Origin of the sequence: Enterococcus rivorum (genome assembly GCF_001742285.1) — a bacterium.
GTDB lineage: Bacteria > Bacillota > Bacilli > Lactobacillales > Enterococcaceae > Enterococcus_L > Enterococcus_L rivorum.
This window is the reverse complement of the sequence record NZ_MIEK01000012.1, coordinates 207,091-232,722: the sequence shown is the minus strand read 5'-3', so window position 1 is coordinate 232,722 and position 25,632 is coordinate 207,091. Positions and strand designations below refer to the sequence as shown.

26 protein-coding genes are annotated in these 25,632 nt (G+C 34.3%); 22 read left to right on the top strand and 4 right to left on the bottom strand.

The genetic code is table 11. The features are described 5' to 3' along the window. Window positions 1-207 precede the first annotated feature (207 nt). The 13 genes from BCR26_RS06070 (at window position 208) to fucO (ending at window position 11,083) form a co-directional block, all read left to right on the top strand. Entirely contained in the window at window positions 208-546 is a 339-nt protein-coding gene (locus tag BCR26_RS06070; protein WP_139124890.1) for a hypothetical protein, read from the top strand. Continuing rightward, on the top strand, window positions 546-1,739 hold the full coding sequence (locus BCR26_RS06065; RefSeq protein WP_069698074.1) for a hypothetical protein: 1,194 nt from the start codon (window positions 546-548) through the stop codon (window positions 1,737-1,739). Before BCR26_RS06070 ends, BCR26_RS06065 begins: the two co-directional genes overlap by 1 nt. 17 nt (window positions 1,740-1,756) lie before the next feature. Continuing rightward, window positions 1,757-2,074, top strand: coding sequence for a hypothetical protein (locus BCR26_RS06060; RefSeq protein WP_069698073.1), 318 nt, complete (start codon window positions 1,757-1,759; stop codon window positions 2,072-2,074). 75 nt (window positions 2,075-2,149) lie between these two features. Then, entirely contained in the window at window positions 2,150-2,350 is a 201-nt protein-coding gene (locus BCR26_RS06055) for a hypothetical protein (protein WP_139124889.1), read from the top strand. A 332-nt stretch (window positions 2,351-2,682) separates the two neighbouring features. Further along, window positions 2,683-3,174, top strand: coding sequence for a PTS sugar transporter subunit IIA (locus BCR26_RS06050; protein ID WP_069698072.1), 492 nt, complete (start codon window positions 2,683-2,685; stop codon window positions 3,172-3,174). Beyond that, window positions 3,171-4,007, top strand: coding sequence for a rhamnulose-1-phosphate aldolase (gene rhaD, locus BCR26_RS06045; RefSeq protein ID WP_069698071.1), 837 nt, complete (start codon window positions 3,171-3,173; stop codon window positions 4,005-4,007). The genes BCR26_RS06050 and rhaD overlap by 4 nt, the downstream gene beginning before the upstream one ends. Window positions 4,008-4,024: 17 nt before the next feature. Beyond that, window positions 4,025-4,327 (top strand): PTS sugar transporter subunit IIB, encoded by a 303-nt coding sequence (locus tag BCR26_RS06040; RefSeq protein ID WP_069698070.1) that lies wholly within the window; start codon window positions 4,025-4,027, stop codon window positions 4,325-4,327. Between the two features lie 134 nt (window positions 4,328-4,461). Continuing rightward, window positions 4,462-5,883 carry a PTS galactitol transporter subunit IIC gene (locus BCR26_RS06035; protein WP_069698069.1) on the top strand — a complete coding sequence of 474 codons (1,422 nt, stop codon included), beginning with the start codon at window positions 4,462-4,464 and terminating at the stop codon, window positions 5,881-5,883. Beyond that, entirely contained in the window at window positions 5,883-6,929 is a 1,047-nt protein-coding gene (locus BCR26_RS06030; RefSeq protein WP_069698068.1) for a 2-hydroxyacid dehydrogenase, read from the top strand. The genes BCR26_RS06035 and BCR26_RS06030 overlap by 1 nt, the downstream gene beginning before the upstream one ends. 244 nt (window positions 6,930-7,173) lie before the next feature. Then, complete coding sequence (locus BCR26_RS18495) at window positions 7,174-7,320, top strand: hypothetical protein (RefSeq protein WP_169818861.1); 147 nt, start codon at window positions 7,174-7,176, stop codon at window positions 7,318-7,320. Beyond that, on the top strand, window positions 7,292-9,394 hold the full coding sequence (locus BCR26_RS06025) for a BglG family transcription antiterminator (protein ID WP_069698067.1): 2,103 nt from the start codon (window positions 7,292-7,294) through the stop codon (window positions 9,392-9,394). The genes BCR26_RS18495 and BCR26_RS06025 overlap by 29 nt, the downstream gene beginning before the upstream one ends. Further along, a complete protein-coding gene (locus BCR26_RS06020) occupies window positions 9,375-9,938 on the top strand; it encodes a hypothetical protein (RefSeq protein WP_169818860.1) in 564 nt (187 codons plus the stop codon). The genes BCR26_RS06025 and BCR26_RS06020 overlap by 20 nt, the downstream gene beginning before the upstream one ends. Further along, window positions 9,932-11,083 carry a lactaldehyde reductase gene (gene fucO, locus BCR26_RS06015; protein WP_069698065.1) on the top strand — a complete coding sequence of 384 codons (1,152 nt, stop codon included), beginning with the start codon at window positions 9,932-9,934 and terminating at the stop codon, window positions 11,081-11,083. Before BCR26_RS06020 ends, fucO begins: the two co-directional genes overlap by 7 nt. Before the next feature lie 280 nt (window positions 11,084-11,363). On the opposite strand, the gene BCR26_RS06010 is transcribed toward fucO, so the two are convergent. Both BCR26_RS06010 and BCR26_RS06005 read right to left on the bottom strand, forming a co-directional pair. Next, the gene (locus BCR26_RS06010) at window positions 11,364-11,684 is read right to left on the bottom strand and encodes a PTS lactose/cellobiose transporter subunit IIA (RefSeq protein ID WP_069698064.1); all 321 of its coding nucleotides are present in this window, start codon (window positions 11,682-11,684) and stop codon (window positions 11,364-11,366) included. Window positions 11,685-11,719: 35 nt separating this feature from the next. Further along, window positions 11,720-12,040: a PTS sugar transporter subunit IIB gene (locus BCR26_RS06005; protein WP_069698063.1), complete on the bottom strand. Its 321-nt coding sequence runs from the start codon at window positions 12,038-12,040 to the stop codon at window positions 11,720-11,722. A 1,484-nt stretch (window positions 12,041-13,524) separates the two neighbouring features. Here BCR26_RS06005 and BCR26_RS06000 point away from each other — a divergent pair. From BCR26_RS06000 to BCR26_RS05980, 5 genes are all read left to right on the top strand, one after another. Continuing rightward, window positions 13,525-14,379 (top strand): helix-turn-helix domain-containing protein, encoded by an 855-nt coding sequence (locus BCR26_RS06000; protein WP_069698062.1) that lies wholly within the window; start codon window positions 13,525-13,527, stop codon window positions 14,377-14,379. Between the two features lie 245 nt (window positions 14,380-14,624). Then, window positions 14,625-15,896, top strand: coding sequence for a M20/M25/M40 family metallo-hydrolase (locus BCR26_RS05995; RefSeq protein ID WP_069698061.1), 1,272 nt, complete (start codon window positions 14,625-14,627; stop codon window positions 15,894-15,896). After that, window positions 15,893-16,699: a DUF3100 domain-containing protein gene (locus BCR26_RS05990; RefSeq protein WP_069698060.1), complete on the top strand. Its 807-nt coding sequence runs from the start codon at window positions 15,893-15,895 to the stop codon at window positions 16,697-16,699. The genes BCR26_RS05995 and BCR26_RS05990 overlap by 4 nt, the downstream gene beginning before the upstream one ends. Further along, the gene (locus BCR26_RS05985) at window positions 16,680-17,168 is read left to right on the top strand and encodes a hypothetical protein (RefSeq protein ID WP_069698059.1); all 489 of its coding nucleotides are present in this window, start codon (window positions 16,680-16,682) and stop codon (window positions 17,166-17,168) included. The genes BCR26_RS05990 and BCR26_RS05985 overlap by 20 nt, the downstream gene beginning before the upstream one ends. A 388-nt stretch (window positions 17,169-17,556) precedes the next feature. Continuing rightward, the gene (locus BCR26_RS05980) at window positions 17,557-18,321 is read left to right on the top strand and encodes a helix-turn-helix domain-containing protein (protein WP_069698058.1); all 765 of its coding nucleotides are present in this window, start codon (window positions 17,557-17,559) and stop codon (window positions 18,319-18,321) included. A 52-nt stretch (window positions 18,322-18,373) separates the two neighbouring features. Here the strand turns inward: BCR26_RS05980 and BCR26_RS05975 are convergent, their stop codons facing one another. Further along, complete coding sequence (locus BCR26_RS05975) at window positions 18,374-18,883, bottom strand: HXXEE domain-containing protein (RefSeq protein ID WP_069698057.1); 510 nt, start codon at window positions 18,881-18,883, stop codon at window positions 18,374-18,376. Between the two features lie 132 nt (window positions 18,884-19,015). On the opposite strand from BCR26_RS05975, the gene BCR26_RS05970 reads away from it, so the two are divergent. Continuing rightward, window positions 19,016-19,561, top strand: coding sequence for a TetR/AcrR family transcriptional regulator (locus BCR26_RS05970; protein WP_069698056.1), 546 nt, complete (start codon window positions 19,016-19,018; stop codon window positions 19,559-19,561). A 363-nt stretch (window positions 19,562-19,924) separates the two neighbouring features. Here BCR26_RS05970 and BCR26_RS05965 read toward each other — a convergent pair whose 3' ends face one another. Next, on the bottom strand, window positions 19,925-20,908 hold the full coding sequence (locus tag BCR26_RS05965) for an ornithine cyclodeaminase family protein (RefSeq protein ID WP_069698055.1): 984 nt from the start codon (window positions 20,906-20,908) through the stop codon (window positions 19,925-19,927). Window positions 20,909-21,123: 215 nt separating this feature from the next. Here BCR26_RS05965 and BCR26_RS05960 point away from each other — a divergent pair, with 215 nt between their 5' ends. From BCR26_RS05960 to BCR26_RS05950, 3 genes are all read left to right on the top strand, one after another. Continuing rightward, on the top strand, window positions 21,124-22,332 hold the full coding sequence (locus BCR26_RS05960; protein WP_069698054.1) for a TIM-barrel domain-containing protein: 1,209 nt from the start codon (window positions 21,124-21,126) through the stop codon (window positions 22,330-22,332). A 15-nt stretch (window positions 22,333-22,347) separates the two neighbouring features. After that, entirely contained in the window at window positions 22,348-23,979 is a 1,632-nt protein-coding gene (locus BCR26_RS05955; RefSeq protein WP_069698053.1) for a glycoside hydrolase family 13 protein, read from the top strand. Window positions 23,980-24,824: 845 nt separating this feature from the next. Continuing rightward, the gene (locus tag BCR26_RS05950; RefSeq protein WP_069698052.1) at window positions 24,825-25,523 is read left to right on the top strand and encodes a winged helix-turn-helix domain-containing protein; all 699 of its coding nucleotides are present in this window, start codon (window positions 24,825-24,827) and stop codon (window positions 25,521-25,523) included. Window positions 25,524-25,632: the final 109 nt, after the last annotated feature.

The following is a 25,632-nucleotide window of genomic DNA, read 5'->3' as shown; positions in this document are numbered from 1 at the left end:
AAGCGATTAATAATCGTTAAATTTTGTCTGGAAAAAGATGAGATGGAGAAACATTTTTTCTTCGTCTTTTCTATTGGTCATGTATGTATATTCTTACATAAAAGAATGAAATGTTAATGAAGAGGTGCAGTAGTGAAAAAAAGCAGAGTATTTTTGATTGTTGGATTGTTAGTAGTTATTTGTTTTGCGATTGGAGGAAAGTTGTACATGAATAAAGAACAAGAAAAGGAAGAAAAAGAAATAATTGAAATGGAGAAAGTAATTGTTAAGCAAATAAAAAATACATTTGAGGATGTGAAGAGAATTGAATTTATAGCTGAAATGTCAGGAGTGCACAACGAAAAAGCTGGTTTTTGGAGTTTTGTGGTTAATATTACAACACCAAACGGTGTGAGGGATACAGGAAATATTATTTATAAAGCAGACGAAAATAAAATCACAAGTTATGGGCCTATATCTAAAGATTTCGACGATATTATAACCCCTGGGAAAACAATTGATTTGGTTGAGGTTATTTTTTCTGACGGCAGCAAAGGAGGACTGTGATGATCTCAGAAAAAGACTTAATTGAACTAAATAAAGAAGCCTACGCTGTTGATCCTGATTTTAAGGATAAAAATGGAAAAAGTCTTAAACAAATTCAAAAAGATGACATTCTAAAGATTGATGAAACTGGTGGACAATACCAAGTATTAGCAACTGAAAATGGTGATTATGGTTTTCAAGGAATGGCTGTTGTACCAGTTGTTAATGGAAAACCAGATTATAGCCAAGTAACAGTAGTTTCAGCAGGTACCTATCCAAGTGATAAAAATGATTTATTTGCAGCTGCGAAAGGAATGTCTCCCAATGGTTCGCCACAAGGAGATATTGCTGTTGCTTATGTAGGTGAACTTATCTCTAACAACCCAAATTGGAAAATCACTCAATTAACAGGGTATTCTCAATCTGGCTATATGTTAAAGGCTGGTGCGCATTTTGGAATACCAACAACAGTATTTAGTGGATGGTTTCAGTATCGGTCTTTGTCAAAAGAAGAAGAAGACTTTATGAAAGCGAACCCGCACCTTTTTCTCAATTATCGTCAAAAGAATGATCCAGTAACAAAATGGAACGACTTTAATTCTAAATGGGGAAATAGTGCGGATTTTGGTACTATTATTTGGCTAGACGGGGATAGTCATGATTTGACCAGTTGGACATTCAATGAAAGAGGACAAATTGTTATTCCTAAAAATAGTAAAAATACTGAAGCACAACTGAAGCAAGCGGAAAGCTACTTAATGATGACGTATTTTAGTAAGCTTAAAGCATTAGAGGGCTTAAAATCAAAATTCAGTCGCAGCGGTGGTGGACTTTCTAGAAATGAACAAATCTATCTGGATGATAGTCAAGCGCAAGCCGTTGTTGAAACAGCTTCTTCAGAGTTTCAGCTTGTGATGACAAATGTTGTAAAAATCTACCAAGATGGGATAAGAGAAGCTGAAGAATTGTGGCAAGAGGCATTAACTGCTTCTAGGAATGTAAGCTCTTTATTAGAGGAATGGGAAATGAAAGAAGCGCTAGATCGTGTAGGGTGTTCGGAAAATGTTATTGTTCAAGATCCTTGTGAGTTGTACCAAGAAAAACTCGCAAAAGCCAAAGAGATGAGCGAAAAATTCGATGCATTGGCAAATGAAATTAGGACAAGCCTTGCCAAATTAGTTCAAACAGACCAAGAGCTGGCACAGCAATTATAAGTTGAGGAGTGGTTACTGTGGATACTGAAGAACAAATTCTTGCAGACTACAAGCGAAAACAGCAGCAATTTGAAGAACAAGAGGAATCAATTCAAGAGTTTAGGCGTAAAGGAGAACAGCTTGTAGAAGAAACCTATTCAAGTATTCGTTATAAAGTACAAGATTCAGCTTTAGACAGCGAACCGCTTGATTTTGCTCAAGAAGAATTAAGTCGATTAGAAGAGAATTACGTTTTTGCTTTAGAAATAGAAAAAAAGAAATTGATTCGTGAACAAGAGGAAAATGAACAACAGTATTATCAAGCGATGAAAGAATTGAAGGAGTCAGAAAAGTAAAGAGGTGTTGACGTTGTTAGAGGAAGTTGAGAAGCTTTGGAAAGAGTTTCAAAAGAATAGTCAAAAATAGCAGTCATGTCTATTGGTATAGCAAAGAAACAGCAAAGTCATGCTAAAAAGCAGAAGATAGTGAAAAATGGCGAATCAGAAATGAAACGAGCGAAAAGTGCAGTTGCACGAACAACTAGCGGATTGGAAGAAACAGTTAAAGGGCAGTTTGGAAAGAAAGTCGTACAAGTTTTAGAGCAACAAACACAGGTTTTAGATCGATTTTAAAGAGACAAAAATTTGAATAATTTATTGAAAGAAATGAAAAAAACAACTCTATATTATTCCTAACCAAATTGAAGTAAGGTCAGAACGAAAAGTAATCTTTTTGTTCTGGCTTTTTTGTTATGTACAAAAAGCATATTTAAGTTAATTTAGCATCTAAACAACCTATAAATTATATGTTATAAGTAAATGGAAGACAATAATAAAATATCTACTCAAAACGAACATCACAATTTTTTCTCAACCAGTTTAAAAACTTGTGATGAAACCGCTAACAAAAATGTGTTGGAAATCAGTATACTAGGAATCAACTAAGACAGATTGGAGGTGAATCAATGGTGTTAGCAACAAACTATTTGAATGAAGAATTGGTTGATATTCTCACTATTGAAGGGGATCAAGAAGAATATTTTGAAAAAGTTTATGAAAAATTGAATCAATTAGATTATATAGAAGATGGTTATTTAGATGCCATCATCGAAAGGGAAAAAGAATACCCAACAGGATTACAAACACCCTTTTTAGCTGTAGCAATTCCTCATACAGATCCTGAATTTATAAAAAAGCCATTTATTTATCTGGTAAAACTAAAAAGTCCGATTACTTTCGGTCAAATGGGGACGACGGATACTAAAATTCAAGTAGATTGTACTTTTGTTTTAGGAATGGAAAAAGGTGAAGAGCAGTTAGTGATTTTGCAAAGCTTAATGAAAATGTTCTCGAATGAAGAAGTCATGAATAAATTGAGAACCGTTAATAATGAGAGGGATTTTTATCAAACTGTCAGGTTTTTTTTTGAAAAGAATATAAAGGAGGAAAAAAGATGACTAAAATTCACAATATTTATGAAGCGCCATTTATTAAAGAGATGTGTGAGGCAACTAGAAATCTTTGGAATAATGGTTGGGCTGAACGAAATGGAGGAAATATTAGTTACCGATTAGATGAAGCGGAAGTGGGGTTTTATCTTGATACTGATCGGGTTTTAAGTGAAGTCAATTTAGGTTTTGAGATACCAGAATTAGCGAATATGATTTTTCTTGTTTCAGGTTCGGGTAAGTATTTTAAAAATGTCTGGCAAAATCCAGCTGATAATTTAGTGATTTTAAAAGTGTCAGAGGATGGTCAAAAATATCAAGTATTATGGGGGTTAGAAACTGGTGGCGTTCCAACGAGCGAATTAGCCTCTCACTTGAAATGTCATAGTGTTCGATTAAAACAAGACCCCGATCATCGAGTAATTTTGCATACGCATTCGATTGCTATCTCAGCAATGACTTTTGTTCATGATTTAGAGGAAGATAAATTTACAAAGACTTTATGGGAAATGATTACGGAGTGCTTAATTGTTTTTCCAGATGGGGTTGCTATTTTACCTTGGATGGTTGCAGGCACGGTTGAATTAGGAGAAGCTTCAGCAGAGAAAATGCATGATTGTCGGATTGTTGTTTGGCCACATCACGGCATTATGGGAGCAGGTCAATCGATGGATGATGCGTTTGGTTTAGTTGAAACTGCCGAAAAAGCAGCGGATATTTATTTACGTGCGGTTTCTACCTCAACGGGAATTATTCAAAAAATTACAGATCAACAATTATGGGATTTAGCGGATCGTTTTGGTGTAACACCGAAGGCAGGAATTTTAGCACCAAGAAAATAGAAAGACAGGTGGAAAAAATGAAAAAAGTGAATATTATTTCAGTATGTGGCTCGGGAACTGTCACAAGTTCGATGGTTGCTGAAAAAGTAAAAGATTTTTTAAGCGAAAACGGGTTTCGTGCACAAACGGTAGAAGTAAATCCAAATGGGGTTGATAGTCAACTAGAATCTGGTAGCTGGGATGTCATTGTTCACACTAGTCCTTTAAAAAAGAAATATGAATTGCCTACCATCAATTCTGTTGGTTTATTAACAGGAATGGGGGAAGAAGAGTTTTTTGAAGAACTTTTAGAAACAGTTCAAAAGCTTGATTTAGCATAACGAACAAAAAAATAGAGAAAACTTAGTGGCTGGGCATGTCGTGGCGAGTATTTTTTGTCATAAGAAAATCTAACCTTCGACATGCTTTTCACTAAGATGTTTAAAAAACCAATAAGAAAAAAGGGGATGAAAAGATGCTTGATATTCTATCGAAAATAATGGATTCTTTTGGTGCCGCAATCGTAGTTCCGGTGATTATCTTTTTTATCGCGTTAATAATGAAAGTGAAGCCTAAAAAAGCCTTTGGAGCTGCTTTAAACGCTGGGATTGGGTTAACTGGATTCAATATGATTATTGGAGCGTACTCGCCAATTGTCACTCCTGCAGTTAATCGAATGGTAGAAGAAACTGGGGTTAATTTGAGAATTCTGGATACAGGCTGGCAAGCAACCAGTGTAGTAGCCTATTCTACTCGAGTAGGGATGATTTTCTTAGGCTTAGGTTTAGTCATGCAATTGGTTCTATTTTTAATTAAGTATACGGATATTTTTATGCCGTCAGATTTGTGGAATAATTATTCCTTCATGTTGTGGGGTTCAATGTTATATATTTCGACTAAAAATTTATGGCTATCTATTGGCTTAATGGTGCTTTCTAATTTATATTCGTTGGCATTTTCTGAGATTGTCGCAAAACGGTGGTCGGTTTACTATGGTTATCCAAGATGTACTATGACAGCTCCCCACCATATTTGTTCGGTTCCTTTAGCAGTTGGTATGGATTGGGTTTTGACGAAGCTTGGTGCGAATAAAGTGCAATGGAATCCAGAAACAATTCAGGATAAACTAGGCTTTTTAGGTGAACCTGTTTCATTAGGATTTATTTTAGGAATGTTACTAGGATTAGCAGGAAACTTTATGCGCTTAAATACGTTTGAAGGTTGGGGCGAAATTGCGACAATTGGAATTGCTACAGCAGCGATTATGGCTATTTTTCCAAAAATTGCAGGGATTTTTGCTTCAGCATTTACAACAATTACCGATGCCTCTAAAAGAACCGCGAAATCTGGCGGAAAAGACCGGGTTTGGTATCTAGCGATTAATGATGCGGCTGGTTATGGTGAAACGGCTACGTTACTGACAGGGATGTTATTAATGCCTATCGTGTTGGTTTTAGCGATTATTTTACCAGGAAATGAAACTTTGCCAATGGTGGATTTAATTGCCATACCTTACATGATTGAATTGATTATCTGCATTTCAAATGGAAATATTTTTAAATCCTTGATTAGTGGAACTTTATGGTGTGTAGGTGGCTTGTATATGATTACAGCGGTAGCACCGATTTTTACAGAAGTTGCAGTAGAGGTGGGTGTGAATTTGCCGGCAGGAGCGTTATTGATTTGTAGTTTTGCTGTTATGACAAACCATATTATGGGAGGACTGTTTTTGATCTTTATGACGCAAAACCCATTATGGATTTGCTTGTCGATAGTTGTGTATATTGCTCTTTATTTCTTTGTTCGATTGAAAAAAGAAGGAATTCATGCGTATCTTGAACGTCAAGCAGAGTTAGAAGCTGGTGCACATGCAACTATAGAGGGGGCTGTTTCTTAATGACAAAAGTAGTAGTAGTTGGTGATCGATTAGTTAGTAGTGAAACGTTAAAAGAAGCAGCACTGAAGCTAAATATACCTAGTCCGATAGAAGTGGTTGAATTTCAATGGTATTCAGATTTAACGAAAGATCAGTTTCAGGAAAAGATATTGCTAATTGAAAAAGGTGGACCAGAAGCAGTTAATATTCCAGAGGGGATCTTAGAAGCAATTGTTGATGCGGATTATCTATTAGTTCATATCGCACCTGTGTCAAAAGCGATGATTGAAGCAGCGACACAATTGAAATTAATTGGAACTTGTCGTGGTGGGATTGAGCATATTGCAACGGAATCTGTTAAATCAAAGGGGATTCCCCTGATTCATGTCATTCGAAATGCAGAACCTGTTGCTGATTTTACCTTAGGTCTAATGTTTACTGAAACTCGGAATATCGCTCGTTCTCATCAAGGGGTAATGGCAGGAGAATGGCGTAAAAGTTTTCCAAATGATCCGTATAAAACGACACTCTCTAATTTAAAAGTTGGCTTAGTAGGGCTAGGTTATATTGGGAAACTAGTCGTTCAACGATTAAATGGGCTAGGTGTTGAAGTGTTGGTGTATGATCCATTCGTCGATCAAGAAGTGATTAAAGCTGAGGGCTTGAAGGTGGATTTTAGAACAATAGAAGAGCTTTTTTCAGAAGCGGATATTATTTCATTACATGCCAGAGTCACGCCGGAAACCACCAATATGGTCAACCATTCGTTGATTTCTTTAATGAAACCTAGTGCGTATTTAATTAATACCGCTCGGGCAGCAATTCTGGACAAAGAGGCACTGGTTGAAGCCTTACAGGAAAGGCGAATTGCTGGGGCTGCCCTTGATGTGATTTGGTCAGAACCTGTAAAAAAAGATGACCCATTGTTGCAACTGGATAATCTCACGCTGACTTCTCATATTGCAGGAGATACGATTGATGCGATTCCGCGCTCTCCTTATTTATTGAGAGATGTTCTAAATGCCTATTTTCAAACGGGAAAAAGTGACATGTTAATGAGGTTGTGACAGAAGTGGTTCGCTCTGAGAAATAAACCCAGTAATCCGAAAATGGCTTCCCATATTTTTGAGAGTATTCAGCTTATGTCCGAGAGATTTTCACCAAGTAGGGACTATTCAGCAGCGATTTGTTGCCCTCATCTTGATTCATAGCAATTCTTAATGCTTTAGCATTTAGAAAAATCGGAAGTAAAGTGTTTTTTAGCCACTTTATACCATGTATCATCTGCTCTGCAAGCAGTCGCAGTGATTTATGGCAATGAAATCGAAACGAAGTGGCGTGCTGTTTCTGGAACACCGTTTAGTTGATTTTAGGGGGTTGGGGTATACGAATGTCCCAGCCTCTTTACAAAAGAAAGTAGTGATTGAAAATGGATTCAATGACGATTCAAATGATTGAAATGATTGTAAATAAGTCGGGTATTTCCATCACAAAAATAATTTCTGAGCTTGGGATTACTAAAGGCCAACTGAATTATCGCTTAAAAAAGATTAATATGCTGCTGATTCAAGAGCACTTGCCAATGATTTTGAGAAAAAATCAACGTCTTTACATTGAGTTGACAATGCTGGAAAAAAAACAATTCATTGAAACGTGTTCGTCTTTGATTCATTTTTCAGATCACGAACGGCTCAATTATCTATTGTTGGTTCTAATTTTCAATAAGAATCAAACGTTGACCACATTGTCTGATACGTTGTTTGTCAGTAAAAATACGATTCTTGCGGATATGAAAAAGTTAAAAGAAGAGTTACAGGATAAAAAAATACAACTACAATATTCTAGAAAAACCAGCTATTCTTTAGTAGGAAATGAAGTGGAAATTCGAAAACTAGCAATTACTCTTTTAAAGGGGATTGTGGAAGACAGTATTGTTTTTCATACGATTCAAAAAGTTCTAAAAATAGAGCAACCTTTGATTCAGGCGATTGAACAAAATATATGCAGACTAGAAAATGTTTTGAACGTATTTTTTTCCGAAACGAAGGTAATTCAGCTTTCTTATGTGATTTATATGGGGATATTGAGAGCGAATCAAGGGAGTAGGATTCAAATGGAGTCGGTAGAAAAGTATGTCGATCTCTCCATTTATCACAAGGTTTCTGAGATATTTACCCCTTTTTTACCTGAGAAAAATCAACAGAATGAGTTGCAATTTATTACTATTCAAATTTTAAGCACGAACACGATTAAAAATAATATGAGTCAAAAGGATCAAGCGTTGATGCAGGCAATTTACCAAGCAGTCTCTAATTTTGAACGCTTAAGTATTACTCAAGTTGAAAAACGTAAAGAGCTTTGTAATAGTTTGTATCAGCATTTAATTCCAGCTATTTATCGAATCAAATTTGGTGTGCCCGATAGTAATCCTTTAGCGAAACAAGTCATTCATGAATATAATTATTTTCATGAATTAGTAGCCTCTTCCATACAACCACTAGAAAAAACACTGCAAATCTGTTTTCCAGAACAGGAATTGGTTTACTTAACAATTATTTTTCTTAGTTTTTTAAAAGAAGATTTACGTGAAATGAATGTCACAAAAACTGCGCTAGTTGTTTGTATGCACGGTGTTTCGGTTTCTCGTTTACTTTTAGAAAATTTAAAAGAGTTGTTTCCACAAATTCATTTTACTCGATTTATGTCGTTAAGAGAATTTTATGAAGAGAATCCAGTAGCCGATTTTGTGTTTTCAACGGTTTATTTAGACACTCAGCAGCGAACTTTTATAATTAAGCATTTCTTGAATGAACAAGAAAAGAGAGAATTGAAACAAAAAGTCGAAAGTGAGCTAAATGGAGCCGAAAAAGGCAATCTGCCGGCGATGGTTAACACAGAAAAATTAATAAAATTGATTGAACAGTATGGTAGTATAGCTGACAAAGATCATTTAGAAACTGCTCTCAATAAGTATTTTTCTTCTTTAGAATATGAAGATATTGCGAGTCAAGTGGAAACAGAAAGTAGTAATTCTTTACTTGATTTATTGCCATTAAAGCATATTCAAATTTACGATCAACCCTTATCTTTTAACGAAGCGATTCATTTAGTCAGCAAACCTTTGCTGAAAGAAGGGGCAATAGAACCTAGATATGTAGAAAAAATAATCAATGACTATGACCCAGAATACCCTTATTTTGTCGTTGCTCCAGAAACAGCGATTCCTCATGCAGGACCAGAAGATGGTGTCAATCGCTTAAGTATGTCTCTATTAAAATTATCTTATCCAGTAGCTTTTAGTAAGGAGCTAGATGTACGTTTGATTGTGATGATCGCACCAGCAGACCAAAAGGGCCATATGGATGCTGTTTCTACGTTTTATACATTGGTACACAATTCTGTTCACTTAAACAATATTTTAGCTGTTAACTACGAAAAAGAATTAAGAAGATATTTAGAGTCTGTTTTACTGGAAGGGGAAAAAAAGTATGTTTTTAAACCACGGAATACTCATGCGAAAAATCTCTTTTAGTCACACACTGAATCAATTAGCTATTTTTCTAAAAGGAATGACTATTATTTGCTTCCTTTATTTTTTTAACGAGTACTTTTTACAGAAAAATACTTCATTCCAAAATTTTTCCGCGATGCTAACGATTCTTGCTTGTTTGGTAAGTGGAGGGATTGGGCTTGTTTTTTTCAAGAATAAAAGTAAAAATCAACCATTAATTGATGAAATCTATGAGACGTTTAAAATCGCAAGCATTGAAGAAATTAAGCAACTAGATAAAAAATTAGTGGCACAGGTTAAGCAAGAGAAACTGTTTGTATCTAATAATAATCAGGTGGTAGGGACGAAAGACTATTTACTCATCGACTTTAGAGAAGGGCTATTTCAATTATTTCCTACAAGAGGGCTAAAAAACCTTTCTCTTCATCAAACAAAAGCTTTTTATACATTGACCCTTATTTATAGAGATAAGAAGAAAACAATTCCATTTAAAAAGGAAAAAGAGGCCAAGGAACTATGTAAGCAAATTCGAAAAAACTATCTAGAGGTGAATAAGAAATGGTAAATAGAATGATTTTAAACGAAACATCTTATTTCGGCAAAGGCGCAATCAAAGAAATTGTTTCAGAATTTAAACAAAGAAATTTTCAAAAAGCCTTAGTGATTACTGATAAGGAGCTGATTAAATTTGGCGTGGCAACCAAGGTTATTTCTTTATTAGACACAGCAAAAATCAGCTATGAAGTATATGATGGCATTGTACCGAATCCAACAATCCAAGTAGTTAAAGAAGGGGTAGTGGCATTCAAAAAAGCTGAAGCAGATTGTATTATCGCGATTGGTGGAGGTTCACCAATTGATACAGCAAAAGCCGTTGGAATTATTGTAGCGAATCCTGAATTTGAGGATGTTTTAAGCTTAGAAGGGACAGCAGCTACGAAAAATCCTTCTGTTCCGATTTTGGCAGTGCCAACAACTTCTGGGACAGCAGCAGAAGTTACCATTAATTATGTGATTACCGATGAAGTTAATCATCGAAAATTTGTTTGTGTTGATCCCCATGATATTCCAATTGTCGCTTTTGTAGATAGTGACATGATGATGGGAATGCCCGAAAGTTTAGCGGCAGCAACGGGAATGGATGCGATGACACATGCAATTGAAGGGTTTATTACGAAAGGTGCTTGGGAACTTACTGATATGCTTCATATTAAAGCGATTGAACTTATCGGACGTTCATTGAGAGATTCAGTAGCTGGAAATCAAATTGGACGTGAGGAGATGGCTTTAGGTCAATATATTGCAGGGATGGGCTTTTCGAATGTGGGGTTAGGTTTAGTTCATGGCATGGCACATCCCTTGAGTGCTTGGTACAATATTCCTCATGGCGTTGCATGTGCGTCACTGCTACCAACAGTGATGGCGTTCAATAAGGACTATACAGGAGAAAAATACCGTGAGATTGCACGGGCACTTCGCCTTAAAGATGCTGAAATATTACCATTAAATGTGGTCAGAGAAGCAGCTATTACTGCAATTAGTCAGTTAAGTAAAGAGGTAGGAATTCCTTCAACCATTTCAGAATTAGGGGTGAAAGCAGCAGACATTCCAGCAATTGCTGAAGATGCTTTTAGAGATGTTTGTACACCAGGAAATCCAAGAGAGGCTTCTGTTTCAGAGATTATTGACTTGTATCAAAGTCTTTTATAGAGGGAAGAGGGGAGTCAAAAGTCGTTTAGGTTTGAGTAGTTGAAGGAAAAAGAGGATGAAACAAAACTAAAAATCAGTTTTGTTTCATCCTCTAAATTGGAATAAACAGTGGTCAAAAGTCTGGGGCTTCGGAAATTTCCCGAAAATCACTCAATACATGACGTGTATGGTGCGCTTTTCGGTCCAATTTCTCGCCACGAAACGACGTCTATCTCAACCGTTTTCTGTGAAATTCCCAAAAAAATTGATTTGTTGATAGGTGGAAAATGAGTAGAAGAATCTACTGATTTTCCATACGACGATATAAATCGATGATTTCTTTTGCTAAATCAGTAAAGGCGATGGATGTCATTAAGTGATCTTGACTATGCACAGTCAATAATGTTACTTGAATGTGATCTCCTTGTGCTTCTTGTGTTAACATTCCTGTTTGAGAATGGTGTGCTTGTACTAAAGACGCCTCAGCATCAGCGATTTTTTGGTCAGCTAATTCAAAATCCCCTTTTTTTGCTGCTGCGATTGCTTCCATAGCATCGCTTTTTGCATTTCCACCATACATAATTAAGCCCATAACAGCTTCTAGATTTTGTTGATTTTCCAATTTAAGAACTCCCTACATGTCAATATTTTTTTCGATTATTTTTCCATTAAAGCAATTGCTTGGTCTAATACTTTTTCGCCATTCATTAGCCCGTAATCAGACATATTGATAACGTCTAAAGGAATTCCTTTAGATTCCAATTTTTGTTCAAATTGTGTTTTCATAAAGCGAACTTGCGGGCCTAAAAGTAAGACATTCACATCTTTCGCTTCTAAGTTATTATCAGCATCAGATGCTGATACTGCAAAAATATCTGCTTCCATTCCGCGCTCTTCAGCAGCTTTTTGCATTTTTGTTACCAATAGACTAGTACTCATTCCTGCAGAACAAACCAACATAATTGTTTTTTTAGCCATTATCATACACTCCTTGTTTTATATTTACACCTTTATATTAAGCAAGAAGCATGCCAGAAAAAATAAGGAAGAAAGCTGATTTAATCAACTTTATAGAATGTAACATGAAAATATTAGTGTGTAATTTTTAGGAATAGACTGTATTTCGGTAGGAAGTTTCTTTTCTAGAAGCGTTAATGCATCTATGGCAATTGTTTAGTTTGTAGATGGATTATCTTGGAATAAACAGCAATAAAGTAGCCATTTCTTCACTCTAATGTATAGAAGCGAAGTGCTGGATGATTAGCATAAGGAGTTAGACCATCTGTAACATTTCTGTATAGTTGCTGGATCTAGAGTCGTTCATATGAAGCGAGCCCCTTTTTCCTTTCAGTTTTAAGGTGATTCCTTTTGTAAATAAATAACAAATAATTTTGTTGCGCAACAGCTAGTTGTGTTAGGGACAATTAGATAACTTCTATTGTTTTGTGAAAAAGGTCTCATTATATCTTTTAATGAGACCAAAAGAGTCAATAGAATATTTTTATTCTGAGAAAGTTAAAGAAATAAAATACAAATTTTTGTGAAAAAACAAAATTAAAGGTATATTCTAAGGAGTAGGTGGAAAATAGAGACTATACCAAATAGGTGTTACATGGTGTTCTTAATTGGTACAAGAGAACGAACTTAAAGAAGCTTAGCAATAATAAAAGCTTCTAAATCAACAATTATGGGGGTGAAAGTGGTTCTTTTTACTGCAAGGCGTAAGGAGTTGAATGTACTTAGTATAGAATAAGTATAATGTAGTAATAAATATTAATTATTGACCGAAGGGGTTATTTTATACAATGAAACTGATTGGAAAAATCTGAAGAGACGAATCTTTAAAATTTCTAAATCGCCAATTAATATAATGATCTAAAATAAATTTGTTATAGAAAATCATTTAATTGATGCAAAAAAAATTTTATATTTGCTTAAATAGTTCTTTAAAGATAGTTGGTAGTGTTTTTTTTTAGCTGGTAAAGGGAAAAAATGATGGTAAAAGCTTTGATATTAAAGGCTAAACTAAGTAGCGTTCATTTTTTTAAAATTTCCAAGTTATTTAAAAGGGAATCTTGTGAAGAACGGTTTTGAAAATTAGAAACATAATCTATTATCCGTCTAGAGTTATTTTAAATAAATTATACGGAGAATATATTTGAATAAATCATCTAATAAATATAAATAAAATAAAAATCAGTCCGGAAACGGTAGCAAAATTGTTTATCTCTATGATATACTACTGAAAAGAATAAACTATTAATACATCCATATAAAGTGAGCAAAAGGAGTATTTATTTTTATTCTTGAATGGTTCTAAATGAACATCTTTTCAAAGGTTAATTCAAGGAGTTAGCCAAGTTGCATCACCTCTTATTGACATCGCTCTTAACTGTATCTAAATTGATAGGTACGGAAGAGGGATAACTACATTATTATCAAGGAATGGAGAGAATTTTACAGTGCAAGTATTAGGTAGTAAGATTAAGGAAGCGAGAAAAGCGGCGCATTTATCACAAGCAGAGTTAGCCAAAGGAATCTGTACGCAAGCGACAATAAGTAACATTGAATCAAGAAACACATGTGATAGTTTGGACATCTTTTCACAGGTTTGTATGCGTTTGGGTGTTGATGTTAATGACTTCTTAGTTCCTTCAGAAGAGCAAAAATTTAATGAATTCTTGGACGTAATTGAAGACAAATGTAATCATCTTAAATATAAAGAAGCTTTTAAGATGTTGCAGGATTATTCTAATCCAATTCCTCACCACAATAGTTTACTTTTGGACAAATATAACTATTACCATGGTATTACAAGTTTACTAGGAGTGAAAGACTCGTCAGAAGCATTGTTTTACCTATATCAAGGTGCAGAAATCAAAGATAAAGTAAATATTTACAATATCATGAGTGATAATGCAATTGGTACGATGTATGCTTTAGAGAAAAAAATGGACAGAGCTAAGATTTATCATGATAAATCTGTGAAAATGTTAGCAGAATATGGTAGAGAAATACCTAAAATGGCTTACAAAGTTTTCTATGATTCTTCTAATTTTTATAGTCAACATGGTGATTACAAAAAGAGCTTAAAACTTTGTGAACAAGGAATCAAATTGAACAAAGAAAATAATTCATCATTTTACTTAGAGCAATTACTATATGAAGTAGCTTTCAATAAACAAATGCTAGGACAAGATGCAAAACAAGACTATATATTTGCTTATTACTATGCTAAATTCAAAGGGAACAAATCAATTGCTGACGCGGCACTCAAGGACATGGAAACACATAGCATTTCATTTGACGATAAATAAGAAAGATCAGTAATTTTTATTTCACTGAAGTTGAAAGAGTTAGATAAAACTACTATTAGTTTTATCTAACGCTTTTTTTGCCATTTTATATTATTTATGAGATTTTTTTTAATGTACGGATTCTGGTAAGTTGTTAGTACAATTGATTATTTCAGATTTTTTATTGAAAAAAATTTTCTTATTGACCTATTTCTAATTAAATTGTAAGATAAAAAAAGTACCTGATAGAAAAGGAGCGTGAAAAAATGACTACATTTTCTAATTATTATGAAAAATTAAAGCTTTTTACAGAGGATTTATTTGAATTTCCTGAATTAGGGTATAAAGAATTTCGCACTTCAGGAAAAATAGTAGAGGAATTGAAGAGAATTAATCCTGAAATCACTTATTCAACTTTTTCTGAAACGGGAATAAAAACCTATTTAAAGAATGGGAAAGGAAAAACAATGGCTTTTATTGCTGAGCTAGATGCAGTGTATGCACCGACTCATTTTCAAGCGGATCCTGATACTGGCGCCGCTCATAATTGTGGGCATTTTACACAAGTTGCTATTGGACTTTCGCTATATAATCATTATGTACAAACGAAGGAATATCTAGAATTAGATTTTAATTTGTGCTTTATTTTTATTCCAGCAGAGGAATATTTAGATTTAGATTTTCGTCGTTCTTTAGTAGAGCAAGGAAAAATTGAGTTTCTTGGTGGAAAACCAGAAGCAATGAGGCTGGGAATTTTTGATGATATTGACTTTGGTGTCTGTGTCCATTCGATTGGGGAATTATTTGAAAGACCTACTATTGAAGTAAATTGTGATTTGGCTGGTTTTTTATATAAGAGATATCATTTTACCGGAAAAGCAAGCCATGCTGGTTTTGATCCTTTTTCAGGTATTAACGCTTATAACATTTCAACATTATTTAATGTAGCAGTTGGTTTAAATCGTCAACAATTTAGAGATACGGAAATGATTCGAGCAAATCCGATTATTTTGGAAAGTGATATGTCTACAAATGTTATTCCCAACAGAGTGACGATTGGCACAGATTTACGCTGTAGAACATTAGAATATATGCCAATAGTTGCAGACAAATTGGATGATGCTGCAAAGGGAAGTGCATTAGCATTAGGTGGCGAAGTTACGATTGAGACTGAGATGGGCTATTTACCCTTTGTGCAGGACCGTTATTTGAACTCTTTTGTTGAGGAGACCTTTAAGGAATTCGAGGGGATTCCCGATATTATTAATGATCGTGGTGGAATTGCGGCCGCGGGAGATATCGGTGATTTAGCATTTATGATGCCGTGCATTCAAATTAGTTATGGTGGTTTTGAAGGAACGATTCATGGGGATGATTTCAAATTAATTGATCCGATTTTTGTGTTGGAGACATTTCCAGAGTTTCTAACCAAAGTTTTTAGCAAAATGTCAGAAGATTTAGATGATACAAAATTTTATAAGCGTTCATTTACCGAATATCGTCAGGTAATAGAATCAATTAATGGGGGAGAAGAATGAAAAAAGAATTTGGGTTGATGATTTTTTTTGTGGTGCTAATAGTATCAGTCGCTGAACTAATTGGCATGCAATTTATTTCAATAGGTTCAACAACAATTACGGTATTACCGTTAGTTTTTGCGGTTTTATTAACAATGATTTTTGGACTGCCAGTATTGAGAAAAGGAATTTTAAAAAAAGTATATTCAAAAAATAATATTAATTTTTCGGCAAAATATTTATTGTATATTATGTTGCCATTAATGGCTCGTTATGGCGCAGATGTGGCACCTAGATTGAGAGAGATTTTAAGTGTTGGGTGGGTCTTTCTTTTTCAGGAGCTTGGAAATGTAGGGACTGTGCTAATTGGATTGCCGGTAGCGATATTAATTGGGTTAAAAAGGGAAGCGATTGGTGCAACCTTAGGCTTGGGTCGCGAAGGAGAGTTAGCGTATATTTCTGAAAAATATACATTAGATTCACCTGAAGGAAGAGGAGTCTTGTCTCTTTACTTGATAGGGACACTATTTGGTTCAATCTTTTTTAGTATTTTCGCTCCGGTTCTTTTAAGTGTAGGTTTTGATTACCGTGCTTTAGCAATGAGTTCAGGCGTTGGATCTGCAAGCATGATGGCAGCGGCTTCGTCTTCTTTAGTCGCTATTTATCCAGAACAAGAGACAACAATCCTATCTTATGCAGCCGCTAGTCAATTGTTAACAAGCTTTATTGGAACGTATACGATGGTTTTTGTAGCCGTGCCATTGCAACGCTTTATGTATAATTTTTTAACTAGGAGGTCTGAAAATGGAAAAGAAGCAAACTAATGAGTATGTAAAAATTTCTGGTGTTCTACTTTTGAGTGTATTGTTCATTTTATTTACTCAAGGAATAAAATTATTAAAAAATCCAGAGTCAACGCCTATTACGCTGCAAACATTTCAAGGCTTAATTGTTTTGTGGTCTTTTTCCATGATTGGTGTTGGTGTATCAAATCTAGTTAAAAAGCTAAATGTTAAAGTATTAGCTGATTTTCCGATTTTAGGATGGGTATCAATCGTCTCATTAATTTTTTGCCTGATTTCTGACTTTTTTGTTCAAGCAATTTCAGGAGTGGATTTTTTATCAATTACAACCCCTATCTTAGCTTTTGCAGGATTGTCAGTTGCAGATAGTTTAGTTGATTTAAGGAAAACCTCTTGGAGAATAGCAATTGTAGCAGTTTTTGTATTTATTGGGACGTATGCTGGCAGTGCAATTATTGCTCAAATTGGCTTGATTCTGTCAGGTAAGTAAAAAAAAGAGATTTTATTTGTTAGAAAATATAAAAATTTAAGACTTAAAGTGCTAGTTCACAGAGCATTTTAGGTCTTTTTTGTATTAAAAAATTTAAGTCTAAAAATTACATTGAATTACCAGTAATTCCCAAGAATACTTTCAAAGTAATTTACTCTATTCTATTTCATCATTTATATTTAGCTTTTCTGATTGCTAGTTGATTAATAATAAGATGAAAAGGAGTTGAAATATTGCTACAATGAGTAGGCTATTTTTATAGTTAGAAAGCTGGAGGTATTGATAGCTCAACATGATACGAAATGTGTCAGTTAAATTTTGAGGATGATACTGTAAATGACTACCTTAATTTGTCAGATATTGAGAAAATAAATTTAGAGGTGATAGTATGAACATCGGAGATAAAATTAAAGAGCAACGTTTAAGAAAGGAGTTAACACAAAATCAGTTAGCACAATTGTTGAATGTATCTCGTTCAACAGTTTCTAGTTGGGAAGTTGGTAGAAATTACCCGGATTTAGATACAATCGTTTCAATTAGTGATTTGTTCAATATCTCTCTAGATCACCTATTAAGGGAGGACAAGGAAATGACTAAAAGTGTTTCAAAAAAAATGAAAATGAATAAGTACTATAAAATAATATTGATAGTTATAGGTACAGTTTTTATTATCTATTTTGGGTTTAATACTAAATTACGAATAGATGAAAATAGATACCGCAATAATTTAGAATATTATGGTTGGGAGAATAATGTAGTGGCACCAATTAATTTAGAAGACGGGAACGGCTACGAATTAAAGGAGGGGAAGGTAGTATATTGGACTTATATATTACCAGCTGGATTGATTGGTTTTCCAATGAGTGAACAAAATGTCAATGTAATTGCAAATGATGACAATTATATTGTTAATGTAGAGGGAGAAAATGACTTCAGTATATCTGTCCTTCACGGTAATGATGAAAGCATTGACTTTGATATTAGTGTAAAAGTCGATCAAGAAGGACAATTGTTAGAAAGTAAAGCGAGCGGATCAAGAAAGAAGCAAAAACTAATTAAAGACTATCTAGAAAAGTATAAAGAGAAACATGTTAGTTTGATTGAAAAAGCGATTGAGAAAAGGCGAGAAATTATTGGTCGATCTCAAAAATAGTGTTTCATGAGATTATTCCATTCAAATATTTCAATTTAGATGAAAAGTTATGCTAGTTTTTGCCACTAGCATAACTTTTCAACCATTTCGCAAAGGTTCCCATTGCTTGATGGAGCAACCAGACATTTAGAAAAATGACAAAAGTAACGAAAATACTGGTTATTAAAAAGCTTGAGGTAAAGGGAATTAAAGCTAAAAAATAAATACATAGAGGGAGCTGGAAGAAGACTGTGACAATACCAGGTGTATATTTTTTGAATCTTAATGTTAGGATGATATGAACGAGCAGATGAATCGTATATCCAAATATACAAGCGTAATAAATTATAAAATTACCTGACCAAATAGAATAAAGAGAGACGATAACAAGCAATACAAATTCTTCTAATACGGCACAAGCGAAAACCGCGGTTGAGCGGTTGGCACCAAAAGGAGCAACACGCATTTTTGACAAGAGAGAAGAATATCTTTGCTTCCAAACCTTCATCATAATCACTTCTTCTAAATCGTGAATGATAAAAAGAACGGGTAAAATCCATACAACGTTTAATGGTTCCAACATAACAGCACATCCCATCGGTATTTTATTGAACCTTTATTTACTGATAGTATAATAAAGAGTGTAGGAAAAGGCTACAATTCAAGGGAATGTGCTACAAAAACGATTAAACTGTGACAATAAGGAGGGTGCAAAATGAAACAATCCATTAGATCAAAACAGGAATTAACAAAAGCATTGCTGCAATTAATGGATGAAAAGAATTTTTCCAAAATAACTGTCAAAGATATTGCGGAGCAAGCATTATTGGATCGACGTACTTTTTATCGTCATTATAAATCAAAAGAAGAAATTATTTCTCGATACTGTGATGATCTTTGTGAGTCGTATATAAAAAGATTAGAAAAAGAACCTGTAATCGATATGAGAAAAATAGTTCAACTTTATTTTTCCTTTTGGTATGAACATCAACCTTTTGTTAGCTGTTTGGTAAAAAATAAGCTGCAATTATTTATTTTGAAAATGTACGATAAGTACTTGCCAGAAATTCGAACGTTATACTCAGGTGAAACTTTTTCTTTTGAATCAATGAAAATCCAGAAATATGCGTTGGCGTTCAATCTTGGCGGACTTTTTAATGCGTTGATTGTATGGGTAGAAAATGATTTTAGGGAAACACCAGAAGAAATGGAAGAAGTAATGATGGCGGCATTTAAAACAATGTTTGTTCCTCATCATTGAGAGAAAAATAAAGAGGCTGAGACATTCGTATGCCCCACCCCCCCTAAAATCGACTAAACGGTGTTCCAGAAACAGCACGCCACTTCGTTTCGATTTCATTGCCATAAATCACTGAGACTGCTTGCAGAGCAGATGATACATGGTATAAAGTGGCTGAAAAACACTTTACTTCCGATTTTTCTAAATGCTAAAGCATTAAGAATTGCTATGAATCAAGATGAGGGCAACGAATCGCTGCTGAATAGTCCCTACTTAGTGAAGGTCTCTCGGAAATAAGCCGAATACTCTCAAAAATATGGGAAGCCATTTTCGGTTTATTTCTCAGCGTTAATCACTTCTGTCATAACTTTTATATTATTTTAACTACATTTGGATTTCTGTTCCGAAGCCAAGTGCTTTGGCTTTTTTTACAATTGCTTGTCCGGCAACGACATCTAAGACAGCAGATCCAACTGATTTAAAAATAGTGATATCAGTTTCTGATTTTCTACCAGAAATTTCACCAAGGATTAATTGTCCAAGTTCCCCCTTGAAATTATCTTTATTAATAGATCCTTCTTTTAACGGAATCAAGAAATCACCTGCTTCTTCCAAAACACCATCTGTCGTATCGAAGACAATAGCATCTGCTTTTTGAAGAATTTCTTTTGGCATTTCTTGCATGTCAGGAGTGTAAGAACCCATTCCATTTATATGTGCTCCTGGTTTAATCCATTCAGCTTTAAAAGTAGGGAGATTAGAGGTTGTGACAGTAGTGATAATATCGGCATTCTCTACGCATTCTTGACATGTTTTTGTAGCAAAAATTTTACAATCAAAGCGCTCAGCCATTTTTTTTGCAAAAGTTTCTGCATGTTCTATATTTCTACTAAAAACACGAACTTCTTTTAAGTTACGAACCGTTAACATAGCTTCTAATTGTGAGGCTGCTTGTCCACCAGTTCCAATAAGTGCTCCAATTTCAGCATCTTTTCGTGCTAATAGCTCTGTTGCTGCTCCTTGAACAGCACCTGTTCTAAGTTGAGTTAAGTATGTTCCATCCATCACAGCATCAACGATTCCAGTAGCAGGGTTTAAGACAATGACCGTTGCTGGAACACTCGGTAGATTTTTATCCACGTTATCGGGATAAACAGAAACGATTTTCATACCAAAAGCATCTACGTCACTACCTACATATGCTGGCATAAAAAGACTTTGTCCGTTGTGAGAGGCAACGCCAACATTGGTTCTTAAAGGAACGACCGCTTGTCCTTCACTGTATGTTTTTAGTGCTTGTTTTGTAGCATCAATTGCCTCGTTCATAGAAAAATGTTTGACAATATCTGTTTGACTTAAAAGTAGCATCTGATTTCCTCCAATAATGAACCTTCTTAAAATAAGTAGTCAAAGGTATTGTTTTTATGGTTCCTTGGAGCTTACTGTATCATTTGAAAATGATTAATTCAACAGATACTTCTTTTTAATAAAGAGAAAGCGATAAGAATTTAATGATAAAAACCAAATACTATACTATTCCAGCTACCGTAATTATTTTTTAGCACTGAAGTAAGAAACATCCATTGAAAGATTTAGATGAAGCTTATATGATTGAGCAGGGATACATCGTTAAAAATAAAGATGGTAGTCCGTACCGCATTCCAGAAAATTGGTTTACAGATAGCTTGTTAATAGATTTTACTAATCAAGAAGCGAAAAACTGGTGGTTTGAAAAAAGACAATATTTACTAGATATTGGCGTGGATGGCTTTAAGACTGATGGTGGTGAAATGGTTTACGGAAAAGAGCTGGTTTTTGCTGATGGTAGTACTGGAAGTGACATGCGAAATCGTTACCCCAATGATTATGTTCAATCTTATTATGAATTTGCGCAACAAAACAAAGGGATTACTTTTAGTCGCTCCAGTTATAAAGGAGCACAACGATTTCCAGCACATTGGGCTGGAGATGAGCGTTCTACTTTTGATGCCTTCAAACAGTCGCTAATGGCTGGAATTAATGCGGGCTATTCTGGTGTGATTTTTTGGGGCTGGGATTTAGCTGGTTTTAACGGCGATATTCCTACAGCTGAATTATTTATGCGTTCTACGGCTATGGCAGCGTTTTGTCCAATCATGCAATATCATGCAGAAAGTAAAGGCGAGTTTAATCAAGATCGAACACCTTGGAATATCGCGGAACGAACAGGCAATTCTCAAGTCATTGATGTATATCGTTTCTATGCGACGGTGCGAATGAATTTACTACCTTACATTTATAGCCAATCTATTATTAGCTGTGAAGAAAAGCAACCATTGATGAGAGCATTAAAAATGATGTATGAAGAAGATGCTCTAGCCAGCGATATTTATGATCAATACATGTTTGGGGAAGAATTGTTAGTCGCTCCAGTTATTGAAGAAGGAATGAGGGAACGGAAGGTTTATTTACCAGACGGAGTGTGGACTGATTTTTGGACCCATAAAAAATATGAAGGGGCAAGTACCATCACCTATTTATCAGAAGTCAACCAAATTCCTGTTTTTATCAAAAAAAATGCGGTTGTTTTGTTAAACTTAAATGAAAAAAATAATTTAGGTGAATCTGTTGGAAATACTATTAATGCGTATCAAAAAGCGTGTTTTGTCATTACTGCGAAGAGTTCTTTTGAAAAAGAGTTAGTCGATCATTTAGGCAATAAAATTGTTGTAAAAGTAGTAAAAGAGTCTGAAACCTCTCAAGTAACAATTACGGGATTATCAAATTATAAATTAAAACTAATTGAATTATAGAAGGGAATCCGAATAATGGAAGAAAAATGGTGGCAGACAGCAGTTGTATATCAAATCTATCCGAGAAGTTTTCAAGATAGTAATGGGGATGGGATTGGAGATATTCAAGGAATTATCTCTAGATTGGACTATTTATCAGAGCTTGGAATCACGGCGATCTGGTTAAGTCCAGTTTATAAATCACCCAATGATGATAATGGCTACGATATTAGTGACTATGAAGATATTATGCAGGAATTTGGCACAATGGCTGACATGGAACAATTAATTGCAGAGGCAGAAAAAAGGCAAATAAAAATTATTATGGATTTAGTTGTCAACCACACCTCTGATGAGCATCCGTGGTTTATTGAGTCACGTAAAAGCAAAGAGAACGAGTACCGTGATTACTATGTTTGGCGTGATGGAATAAATGGCACTGAACCAAACGAGCTTCGCTCCACTTTCAGCGGTTCTGCTTGGACACTAGATGAAGAGACAGACCAGTATTATCTTCACTTATTTAGTAAAAAACAACCTGATTTGAATTGGGAAAATGAAAAAGTGCGGCAAGAAGTTTGGAACCTCATGAATTTTTGGTTGGAAAAAGGCGTTGGTGGCTTTCGGATGGACGTGATTGATTTAGTTGGGAAGCTCCCCGATCAACTGGTTACCGGAAATGGTCCAAAACTTCACGATTATCTGCAAGAAATGAATCAAAAAACCTTTGGTGCATATGACGTCATGACTGTTGGCGAAACGTGGGGAGCCACACCAGAAATTGCAAAATTATATTCTGATCCTAAAAGAAAGGAGCTTTCGATGGTGTTTCAATTTGAACATGTCGGATTGGATCAACAAGAAGGCAAGGAAAAATGGGATTTGAAATCGCTAGATGTGCAGGAGCTAAAAAAAGTTTTATCTAAATGGCAAACTTCTCTAGGTGATCAAGGTTGGAATAGCTTGTTTTGGAATAATCATGATTTACCTCGAATTGTGTCTCGTTGGGGTGATGATCAAAAGTATCGGGAGCGCAGTGCCAAAATGTTTGCCATACTACTTCATATGATGAAAGGAACGCCTTATATTTATCAAGGAGAAGAATTGGGCATGACGAATTATCCTATTTCCTCAATAGAAGAAGCCGAAGATATTGAAACAATCAATATGTACAATGAACGAAGAAGTGAAGGGTACACTGAAGCAGAAATTTTACGCTCGATTAATGCAAAAGGGCGAGACAATGCTAGAACACCTATGCAGTGGAATAGTACCAAAAATGCTGGTTTTACAAAAGGGCTTCCTTGGCTTCATGTCAATCCTAATTATCACGAAATTAATGCTGAAAAAGAGCTAGGAGAACCGAACTCTGTTTTTAAAACTTACCAACAATTAATTCGTTTAAGAAAAGAACATCCACTAGTTGTTTGGGGAGACTATCAATTAATTGAGACAACAGAAGCTGAAGTTTTTGCCTATCTAAGAAGCTATGAAAATGAAACCTGGCTGATTGTTGGAAATTTTAGTGGGACGCAACAGCCACTTTGTTTGGAAAAATTAGAAATTCAACACACAATCATAAAAAATACAGAAACAGTTAGAACTGAACTAAAGGGTATTCTCTTAGAACCATACGAAGCATTTGTAGCTAAAGTTAAGCCAATATAAAGAAATGGAAGAACGTACGAAATCTAGTGTTATGCTGATTTCGTATGTTCTTTTTCGTGCACAATAAATGTAAAAAAAATTTATTAGTTTTTAAGAATAACTAATGATTAAGAAAAAAAATCTTATTGAAAACAGGGTTGTTTACTAAGATGAAGTGATAAAAAAAATATTCCTAATATAAAAAGTTCCTATTTAAAAATTTATAGCATTAGAAAATGAAAGATATTTGACATAAAAATGAGAATGAAACATAGGGAAGATGATCCTATCTCTTTTAGTTTGTAAATTCCTTAATAAAAAAAGAAAAAGAGCTTCTCTGCATAATGTTTTGATATTATTATGAATTACTTTAATTAACTGCTAATCAATAGAATTGATGCATGATAATGTGAAACTCAATTCAAGTAAAGGATTGCTATTTTGAAAAAGTATATTTTTTAGTATCAAAAGTTTTATAATTAGCAAATGGATAATCTTTTTTGAAATAGAGGCTCTTTCCTATTTATATTTTTGCTCGGATGTTTTTATATCTTTATCGGAATTATTGGCTATTGTTATTTGTTTTTTTTTACTAATTTTTGTGTATTTGTTGAAAAAAATGACAACAAATTTTAGTATTATTGTTGACTATTTGACCTCTTTTGATTACTATTAATATAGTTTCAAGGATTGTGAATTTTCTTATTATTATCTACAAGTAATTTTGGCTTTTGTAAATAAAAAACAAATATATGTAGGCGCAATAACCATTTGTAATGAAAGAAATTGGAAAATACCTATGGAAGTTGAGTATTTAGCTTGTTAATTGATAGTTGGAAAGAAAGAAATTTGAAGGAGAAAAACATATGTATACTATAGGTGTTATTGATCTATCTGAGTCTCAAGGAGAAGTAAGTGAATATATCAACAATTTGTGCAAAAAACATTTTAAAGCAGTAATGATTGGTGAATCAGATATAGCAGATGCGCAAGGTCATACAGATATTTTTTTAATAAAAGATGACAAAGCAACACAAAATATAAGTAAAATCTGCGAATTGATTATTGAAATCAGAAATAGTTCTGATGCTCTAATTTGGGTTTGCCAAAAATCTCATGATAAAGTGAGCCGTCTTGTATACTTACAGTTAGGTGTGGATGGAAACATTGATGAAAGTTGTCCGCCAGAAGAACTGGAACTAGTTTTATTGAATGCGATGAAAAGAAAGAATAAAGACATAGAAGATGAACCGCAAAAGGTTGATGTTCCTAAAGACAAAAAAATGTTTGAGATGAATGAAGCAAACATGAGTGTTTTAATCGAAGGCAAAGAAATTGAACTGACAAAACGAGAATTTTGTATGATTCACTTATTAAGTAGTAATCCTAAAACAGCTTTTTCTTATGAAGAAATTTATCAAAGTGTTTGGAATGAAGCTTACAATAATCAAAAATACAAAGTAGCAAATGTCATTTTCCGTCTAAGAGAAAAAATTGAGAAGAACACTGAAAAACCAATTTATATCAGAACGGTTCGTTCAAGAGGATATATGCTGGATGTTTAAGGGGTACAATACTAAGGATTAAAAATAAATCTGAATTTCTAAATAAAGTGCACTGAACGAGTTAAGTTCAGATGTGCTTTTTTCTTTTCTCTATTCATAAATACATAGA

Coding starts and splice junctions, on each gene's coding strand:
- BCR26_RS05995 (WP_069698061.1), top strand. CDS start 14,625: ATGACTACATTTTCTAATTATTATGAAAAATTAAAGCTTTTTACAGAG.
- BCR26_RS05955 (WP_069698053.1), top strand. CDS start 22,348: ATGGAAGAAAAATGGTGGCAGACAGCAGTTGTATATCAAATCTATCCG.
- BCR26_RS18495 (WP_169818861.1), top strand. CDS start 7,174: ATGGCAATGAAATCGAAACGAAGTGGCGTGCTGTTTCTGGAACACCGT.
- BCR26_RS06020 (WP_169818860.1), top strand. CDS start 9,375: ATGCGAAAAATCTCTTTTAGTCACACACTGAATCAATTAGCTATTTTT.
- BCR26_RS06005 (WP_069698063.1), bottom strand. CDS start 12,040: ATGGCTAAAAAAACAATTATGTTGGTTTGTTCTGCAGGAATGAGTACT.
- BCR26_RS06055 (WP_139124889.1), top strand. CDS start 2,150: ATGTCTATTGGTATAGCAAAGAAACAGCAAAGTCATGCTAAAAAGCAG.
- BCR26_RS05975 (WP_069698057.1), bottom strand. CDS start 18,883: ATGTTGGAACCATTAAACGTTGTATGGATTTTACCCGTTCTTTTTATC.
- BCR26_RS05980 (WP_069698058.1), top strand. CDS start 17,557: ATGAACATCGGAGATAAAATTAAAGAGCAACGTTTAAGAAAGGAGTTA.
- BCR26_RS05990 (WP_069698060.1), top strand. CDS start 15,893: ATGAAAAAAGAATTTGGGTTGATGATTTTTTTTGTGGTGCTAATAGTA.
- BCR26_RS05965 (WP_069698055.1), bottom strand. CDS start 20,908: ATGCTACTTTTAAGTCAAACAGATATTGTCAAACATTTTTCTATGAAC.
- BCR26_RS06065 (WP_069698074.1), top strand. CDS start 546: ATGATCTCAGAAAAAGACTTAATTGAACTAAATAAAGAAGCCTACGCT.
- BCR26_RS06035 (WP_069698069.1), top strand. CDS start 4,462: ATGCTTGATATTCTATCGAAAATAATGGATTCTTTTGGTGCCGCAATC.
- BCR26_RS06030 (WP_069698068.1), top strand. CDS start 5,883: ATGACAAAAGTAGTAGTAGTTGGTGATCGATTAGTTAGTAGTGAAACG.
- BCR26_RS06070 (WP_139124890.1), top strand. CDS start 208: ATGAATAAAGAACAAGAAAAGGAAGAAAAAGAAATAATTGAAATGGAG.
- BCR26_RS05970 (WP_069698056.1), top strand. CDS start 19,016: ATGAAACAATCCATTAGATCAAAACAGGAATTAACAAAAGCATTGCTG.
- BCR26_RS06040 (WP_069698070.1), top strand. CDS start 4,025: ATGAAAAAAGTGAATATTATTTCAGTATGTGGCTCGGGAACTGTCACA.
- rhaD (WP_069698071.1), top strand. CDS start 3,171: ATGACTAAAATTCACAATATTTATGAAGCGCCATTTATTAAAGAGATG.
- BCR26_RS06025 (WP_069698067.1), top strand. CDS start 7,292: ATGGATTCAATGACGATTCAAATGATTGAAATGATTGTAAATAAGTCG.
- fucO (WP_069698065.1), top strand. CDS start 9,932: ATGGTAAATAGAATGATTTTAAACGAAACATCTTATTTCGGCAAAGGC.
- BCR26_RS05985 (WP_069698059.1), top strand. CDS start 16,680: ATGGAAAAGAAGCAAACTAATGAGTATGTAAAAATTTCTGGTGTTCTA.
- BCR26_RS06050 (WP_069698072.1), top strand. CDS start 2,683: ATGGTGTTAGCAACAAACTATTTGAATGAAGAATTGGTTGATATTCTC.
- BCR26_RS05950 (WP_069698052.1), top strand. CDS start 24,825: ATGTATACTATAGGTGTTATTGATCTATCTGAGTCTCAAGGAGAAGTA.